This is a genomic window from Mangrovihabitans endophyticus (genome assembly GCF_014646155.1).
GTDB classification, from domain to species: domain Bacteria; phylum Actinomycetota; class Actinomycetes; order Mycobacteriales; family Micromonosporaceae; genus Actinoplanes; species Actinoplanes endophyticus.
In genome coordinates, this window is sequence record NZ_BMMX01000089.1 from 1 (window position 1) to 7020 (window position 7020).

A 7020-nucleotide genomic window follows, 5' to 3' on the forward strand; every position below is an offset into this window, starting at 1 on the left:
CGGCCTGGCCGCCGTGCCGGCGGTGCTGGCCGCGGCGGTGGCGGGCCTGCGCCGGGCGCGGGCGCGCACCGGTCGGCTTCGCTGGACCTGGGCCGGCCTCGGCGCGGGCGCCGCGGTGTACGCGCTGGGCGAAGCCGACCGGATCGTGTCCGCCGTGCTGCCCGGCACGGCGGTGCGCTTCCCCGGCCCGCCGGATATCGGTTACCTCGGCATGGTGGTGCTCGTCGCGACCGCCCTGCTGATCGTGCCGGTGGCGCCGCAGTCGACCGCCCATCGCGTACGCGGGCTGGTCGACCTGCTGATGATCGCCACGTCCGCGCTGCTGGTGAGCTGGATCTTCGTGCTGGGTCCGGTGCTGGACGGCGACACGACAGGCGCCGCGCTGTGGGTGACCGTGGGCTATCAGGCGGCCGACGTGGTGCTGGTGACCGTCGTGCTCTCGATGCCCACGCTGCGGCGGCGCGTCGGCCCGGACGGTCGCGCGCTCGCCGTCGCGGCGGGCGCGCTGCTGGCGGTGGGCTTCGCCGACGGCCTGGTCGCGCACCTGGCGCTGGCCGGCACCGGTCCCGGGCCGTGGGCGGACCTCAGCCGGTTCGCCGGATTCGCCGTGGTCTTCGGCGCCGCTGCGTCCGGCGGAGCGATCTCGGGCGCCGCCACCGCAGCGGTGTCTGCCGGGACCGGCGACGAGGCGGCGAACGGCGCGGGGCAGGCGCGGCTGCGGCCGGGACTGCTCACCCCGTACGCCGCGGTGCTGGCCGCCCTGCTGGCCGGCCTGGTCTGGCATGACGACGGGGGCCGCACCGATGCGTTCTTCGCCGCGTGCCGGTCGGCGCTCATCGCGTTGATCGTGGCCCGGCAACTACTCACCCTGCTGGAGAACCGGTACCTCACGGCGAACCTGGAGGACCGGGTGGCGCGGCGCACCGCCGAGCTGTACGCCAGCGAGCAGCGATTCCGGGCTCTGGTACTGCAGAGCTCGGAGTCGGTCGCGGTGCTGGAGGCCGACTCCACCGTGCGCTTCCAGAGCGACTCCATCGAGCGGATCTTCGGATGGCCGGCTCGGGCGCTGATCGGGCGGCGCCTGATCGACATGGTGGACGGCCCGGCGCGGGCCCGGATCGAGGCGGCGCTCGCGTCGGTGCGGGACCGGCCGCAGGCCAGCGCGGTGGTCGAGGTGACGCTGCCACATGCCGACGGGCGCCGCCGCCAGGCCGAGATGACCATGACGAACCTGCTGCACGACCCGTCGGTCGGCGGCATCGTCTTCAACACCCGCGACGTGCACGACGCCAAGGAGTTGCAGGAGCAGCTCGTGCACGAGGCCTACCACGACGGACTGACCGGGCTGGCCAGCCGCGCCCTGTTCGCCGAACGGCTGGAGGCCGCGATGGCCGCCGCCGGCCAGGGCGACGGTGTGGCGGTGCTGTTCCTGGATCTGGACGGGTTCAAGGAAGTCAACGACAGCCTGGGGCACGTGGCCGGCGATCAGTTGCTGGTCCGGGTCGCCGGGCGGCTGCTGGAGTCGGTGCGCGAGGACGACACGGTGGCGCGGTTCGGTGGCGACGAGTTCGGCGTGCTGGTGCAGTCGGTCACCGCGCACGCCGACGCCGAGGCGGTGGCCCGGCGCATCGTCGCCGCGCTGCGCGAACCGTTCACCGTCGGTGGCCGGGAGCTGCACGTCGGGACCAGCATCGGCATCGCGTCGGACGCCGACGCGGGCGACGCCGGGCAATTGCTGCGCAACGCGGACCTGGCGATGTACGAGGCCAAGTCCGGCGGCGGCAACCGCGTCGCCGGGTATCGCCCGCAGATGCACGATGCGCTTGTCGGACGGCTGGAGCTGGAGGCCGACCTGCGCGCCGCGCTGGGCCGGGGCGAACTGGTGCTGCACTATCAGCCGACGGTGAGCCTGAGCACCGGGGAGATCACCGGTTTCGAGGCGCTGGTGCGCTGGCGGCACCCGGTCCGCGGGATGGTGTCCCCGTTCGAGTTCATCGGCATCGCGGAGGCGACCGGCCTGATCGTCCCGCTCGGTCGATGGGTACTGGAGGAGGCGTGCCGGCAGGCGGTCGCGTGGGGCGCTGGGACCACCCGCCGGCTCAAGATGGCGGTCAACGTCTCGGTGCGCCAGTTCGACCACGGGGATCTCGCCGCCCAGGTCGCCGAGGTGCTGGCGGACACCGGCATGCCCGCCGGGCACCTGTGCCTGGAGATGACCGAGAGTGTGCTGCTCACCGACACCGAGGAGAACATCGCCCGGCTGCGCCGGCTCAAGGAACTCGGCGTGGTGCTGGCGATGGACGACTTCGGCACCGGATATTCGTCGCTGGCGTACCTGCGCCGCTTCCCGATGGACACCCTGAAGATCGACCGCTCGTTCGTGGACCGGCTGGGCGGCGACAGCGAGGACGTCGCCCTGGTGCGCACCATCGTGCGGCTGGGCCAGAGCCTGGGCATGTCCACGGTGGCCGAGGGGGTGGAGAACCAGACCCAACTGGAGCTGCTCTCCGAGATGGGCTGCGACGTGGCGCAGGGCTATCTGCTGTCCCGGCCGGTGCCGGCCTCCGAGGCGGCGCGCCTGCTGGAGACGGGCGTGCCGGGCCGCCCGTCGGGCGCGCCGGTCCTGCCGGTGTAGGCCACCCCCAGTCTGAGCACGGCCCACAGCACGCCGGTCACGGCGGAGGCGATGAGCACCAGGCCGACGTCCGGCTGGAACAGGCGTATCGTGCCCAGTGGTGAGCCGATCAGGCGCGGTGCCAGGCTGAGGATGACCCACGCCGCGACGAGCGTGGTGAGCACCGGGAACCACAGGCTGAACAGGCCGGAGGCGCCCGCCTTGGCGCGAAGCTCGGCGCGGTGCAGCCACGCCCAGATCATGCTGAGAAGATAGAGGAGCGGCAGCAGCACCAAACCGATGAACACGGCTTTCTGCTGCCATCGGGACCCCTCGCCCGGGTCGTCGAGGCCCAGCGTCATGGCGGTGATGCCGTTGCGCAGCCGGCTCGTCTCGCCGAAGCCCATGCCGCTGCCCCCGTTGACCAGCACGACAACGCCCTTTTTCGCGGCCGGAATCATCGTCGCGTCCGACTCGAAACCGGGGCTCGCGCCGGAATGCCAGACACGCCCGGCACCCGGATCCACAAACCAGCCAAAGCCATAGAACGGCGACGCCTCGTCCGACGGGCGCATCATCAGCGCCTTACCATCGGCGCTCAGCACGTCGTCCTCGCCATTCATCATGACGTTCATGTACAGCGCCAGATCGGTGGCGCTCGCGACGATTCCGCCTTGCGGAGCGGTGCCCCGGTGGGTCCTGTTGTCGGGCAGCGGTCGCTCGCTGCCGAACCATGGCCGGTGCCCGGTCGCCATGGATTCGTGAATCTCGCCGTCGGCGACGAAGCTGTGCGTCATGCCGATCGGCTCCAGGATGTCGGTGGCGACGTAGGACTGGTATTCCCGCCCGCTCACGACTTCGACCAGGCGGCCGAGGATCTCGTAGTTCGTGTTCGAATACTCCCACCGCTGTCCTGGCCGGTGGGCCGGAGTCACCTCCGCAAGCCGGTCAACCCGGCGCGCGAGCTCATCGGTGCCGTGGGTGATGTCGGCATGCGAGGCGTTCCCCTGGAAGGTGGAGAAGCCGCTCGTGTGGCTGAGGAGCTGCCGGACCGTGACGGCGCCGGCGGGCCGCCCGGCGAAGCCGTCAAGATAGCGGGACAACCGGGCATCCAGGTCGATCGTGCCCGCCTCGACCAGTTGCATCACGGCCAGCGCCGTGAAGCTCTTGGAGATCGAACCCGTCAGGAAAGGCGTGTCCGGCGTGACCTTCCGATCGTCTCCGAGCCGGACGACACCGTGGGCGCCCACCGACGTGACCCGGCCATCGGCCACGACGGCGTACGCCACGCCCGGCGCGCCGGAACCGGGCATCTCGCGAACGATGAAATCGTCAAGCGATTCCGCGGGCACACGTGCCGGCAGGGCGGCGATGAGGCCGAGCGTCAGGATGGCAAGAAATCGGTGCACCGTATCGCTTTCTGCACTATCCGGGCCAGCGGACTTCCAGCGGCCGTTCCAAGAATTCCGCGTACGGCCGCAGCGCCTGCTCCGCCGCGTGCCGGTCGGCCGCCGCGAACCTCACCAACGGGCGCGCCTCCACCGTGACCTTCGTCTTGCCCAGGGTGCGCTTCCAGGTGCCGACCACCCGGCCGTCGCGGACCAGGGTGGCCTGGAAGACGCCGTTGCCGCCGGGGATGATCGCCTGCTGGTGGGCGTCGTCGAGCATCATCGAGCGGTCCTTGTAGCCCAGCAGGTACTCGTCGAAGCCGGGCAACGCGAGCCATCCGGTGTCCGGCGCGTCCGCCGGGCGCACCGCCGGGTCGGCGAGCATCGCCTGCCCGTCCACGGTGACCTGTTCCAGCGCGTCCCCGGCCGCGGCGACCCCGGTGCGGCAGTCGCGCACCGTCAAAGCGGTCCAGCGGGCCAGGTCGGCCACCGTGGCCGGGCCGTGGGAGCGGAAGAACCGGTGCGCGATCAGGCCCAGCGCCTCCTCCCGGTCCGGCCGGTTCGGCGTCGGCGCCCAGTCGTCGAGCAGCACGAACGTCTGCTCGGTGCCGACGTTCGGGGCGATCGCCGCGACACCGTTCTGCGCGGCGTACCAGAGCATGTGATACCCCTGCGGACCGCTCACCGGCACCCCCGCCTCGGCGAGCGCGGCGAGGCACTCGGCCCGGGTCAGCCGCCGGCCGGCCAGCGCCGACCCGAGCACCTGCACGCCCCGGTCGGCGACGTCGGCGGCCAAGCCGATGGTCTCCCGCCGCTTCGCGGCGCCGGCCAGCGCCCGGACGCCCATCAGCTCCAGCATCCAATGGGCGTCCGCGGCGGGCACCAGATGCACGGTGCCCCGCATCGGCCAGGTCCGCAGCACGGCGCGGTCCTCGAGTTCCTTCTGCACGCCGGTGAGCGTGGCGCCGGGCAGCCGCACGCCGAGGGACCACAGGACGCTGGCGAGGTCCTGCGCCTGCATCGCCCCGAACCACTCGGCGATCTCCGCCACGGTGCCCGGACGGCGCCCGTCCGGATGCAGGAGAAGGCTGGTCAGACGTGCTGCGAGCGGGTTCATCGGCCCAGCCTAAGCCCCAGGTTTGCTACCGGCCGCGCTGCCGTCGGTAGTGCTCGATCAGCGCCGCGGTCGACGAATCGCCCGCCGGCTCGTCCGACTCGCCGGTCAGCAGCGGCGCGAGCTGGTTCGCCATCACCTTGCCCAGCTCCACGCCCCACTGGTCGAAGGAGTTGATCTGCCAGATGGTGCCCTGGGTGAAGGTCATGTGCTCGTACAGCGCGACGAGCTGCCCGAACGTCGCCGGGGTCAGCTTCGGCGCGATGATCGTGGTGGTCGGGTGGTTGCCCTGCATCACCTTGTGCGGCACGGTCGCCGCGGGCACCCCCTCCGCCTCCACCTGCTCGGCGGTGCGGCCGAAGGCCAGCGCCCGGGTTTGCGCGAAGAAGTTGGACATGAACAGGTCGTGCATCGTCGCGATGTCGTGGTTCGGCTCGCTGAATCCGATGAAGTCCGCCGGGATGAGCTTCGTGCCCTGGTGGATCAACTGGTAGAACGCGTGCTGGCCGTTGGTGCCCGGCTCGCCCCAGAAGACCTCGCCGGTCTGGTAGTCCACCGGCGTGCCGTCCAGGCGCACCGACTTGCCGTTGCTCTCCATGGTGAGCTGCTGCAGGTAGGCGGCGAACCGGTGCAGATATTGCGCGTACGGCAGGATGGCGTGCGACTGCGCGCCCAGGAACGTGTCGTACCAGACGTTGAGCAGGCCGAGCAGGGCCGGCACGTTCCGCTCCAGCGGTGCGGTGCGGAAGTGCTCGTCGACGGTGTGGTACCCGCCGAGCATCTGGCCGAACTGCTCCTTGCCGATGGCGATCATCACGGACAGGCCGACCGCCGAGGGCAGCGAGTACCGGCCGCCGACCCAGTCCCAGAAGCCGAACATGTTCTCGGTGTCGATGCCGAAGCTGGCGACCCGCTCCGCGTTGGTGCTGACCGCCACGAAGTGCTTGGCGACCGCGTCCGCCCCGGCGTCGCCGCCCAGCCCGGCCAGCAGCCAGTTGCGCGCCTCGGTGGCGTTGGTCAGCGTCTCCTGCGTGCCGAAGGTCTTGGACACCACCACGAACAGGGTGCTCGCCGGGTCCAGGTCGTGCGTCGTGGCATGCAGATCGGTCGGGTCGATGTTGGACACGAACCGGCACTCGATCCGCGGATCCGCGTACGCCTTGAGCGCTTCGTACGCCATCACCGGTCCCAGGTCGGAGCCGCCGATGCCGATGTTCACCACGGTGGTGATGCGCTTGCCGGTGGCGCCGGTCCACTCCCCGGAGCGGATCCGGTCGCTGAACGCGCCCATCCGGTCCAGCACCTCGTGCACGTCGGCCACCACGTCCTGGCCGTCCACCACCAGCGTGGCGTCGCGCGGCAGCCGCAGCGCGGTGTGCAGCACCGCGCGGTCCTCGGTGGCGTTGATGTGCGCGCCGGAGAACATGGCCCCGATCCGCTCGCCCAGCCCGGCCCGCTCGGCGAGCGCGTGCAGCGCGGTGAGAACCTCGTCGGTGACAAGATTCTTGCTGTAGTCCACGTAGAGATCGCCGACCTGCGCGTTGAGCCGGGCACCCCGCCGCGGATCGGCATCGAACAGCTCTCGCAGGTGCACCGCCGCGAACTTCTCGGCGTGGCCCTGCAGCGTCTGCCACTCGTGACTGTCGGACACGTGCTCGCTCATCGCTTCTGCGCTCCCGCTCCCTACCCGAACTTGCCGATGCCATCGTGGCACGAACCGCGGCACCGCGCCGTCATTCAGCCACGCGCGTGGCGGCGGCACGAGCCCGACCCCCACGGGCGACGGAAGAGCCCTGCCCCAGCCCGGCCCCCAGGGCCCGCCCTGCTCGCGCCTGCCGTGCCCGCGCCTGCCGTGCCCGCGCCTGCCGTGCCCGCGCCTGCCGTGCCCGCGCCTGCCGTGCCCG

At 71.5% G+C, this 7020-nt stretch carries 4 protein-coding genes; 1 reads left to right on the forward strand and 3 read right to left on the reverse strand.

Annotated features, from left to right (window positions below; all coding sequences use genetic code 11):
- A partial coding sequence (locus IEY73_RS32320) for a putative bifunctional diguanylate cyclase/phosphodiesterase (protein ID WP_189083154.1) occupies positions 1-2635 on the forward strand: 2635 nt, incomplete at its 5' end.
- Here IEY73_RS32320 and IEY73_RS32325 read toward each other — a convergent pair.
- Genes IEY73_RS32325 through pgi form a run of 3 tightly spaced genes read right to left on the reverse strand, consistent with a single transcriptional unit; the run spans position 2536 to position 6779 of the window.
- Positions 2536-4023, reverse strand: a complete 1488-nt coding sequence (locus tag IEY73_RS32325; RefSeq protein WP_189083155.1) for a serine hydrolase domain-containing protein — start codon at positions 4021-4023, stop codon at positions 2536-2538. The genes IEY73_RS32320 and IEY73_RS32325 overlap by 100 nt on opposite strands.
- A 16-nt stretch (positions 4024-4039) precedes the next feature.
- The gene (locus IEY73_RS32330) at positions 4040-5119 is read right to left on the reverse strand and encodes a winged helix DNA-binding domain-containing protein (protein WP_189083156.1); all 1080 of its coding nucleotides are present in this window, start codon (positions 5117-5119) and stop codon (positions 4040-4042) included.
- Between the two features lie 25 nt (positions 5120-5144).
- A complete protein-coding gene (pgi, locus tag IEY73_RS32335; RefSeq protein ID WP_189083157.1) occupies positions 5145-6779 on the reverse strand; it encodes a glucose-6-phosphate isomerase in 1635 nt (544 codons plus the stop codon).
- Positions 6780-7020: the final 241 nt, after the last annotated feature.

Coding starts and splice junctions, on each gene's coding strand:
- IEY73_RS32330 (WP_189083156.1), bottom strand. CDS start 5,119: ATGAACCCGCTCGCAGCACGTCTGACCAGCCTTCTCCTGCATCCGGAC.
- pgi (WP_189083157.1), bottom strand. CDS start 6,779: ATGAGCGAGCACGTGTCCGACAGTCACGAGTGGCAGACGCTGCAGGGC.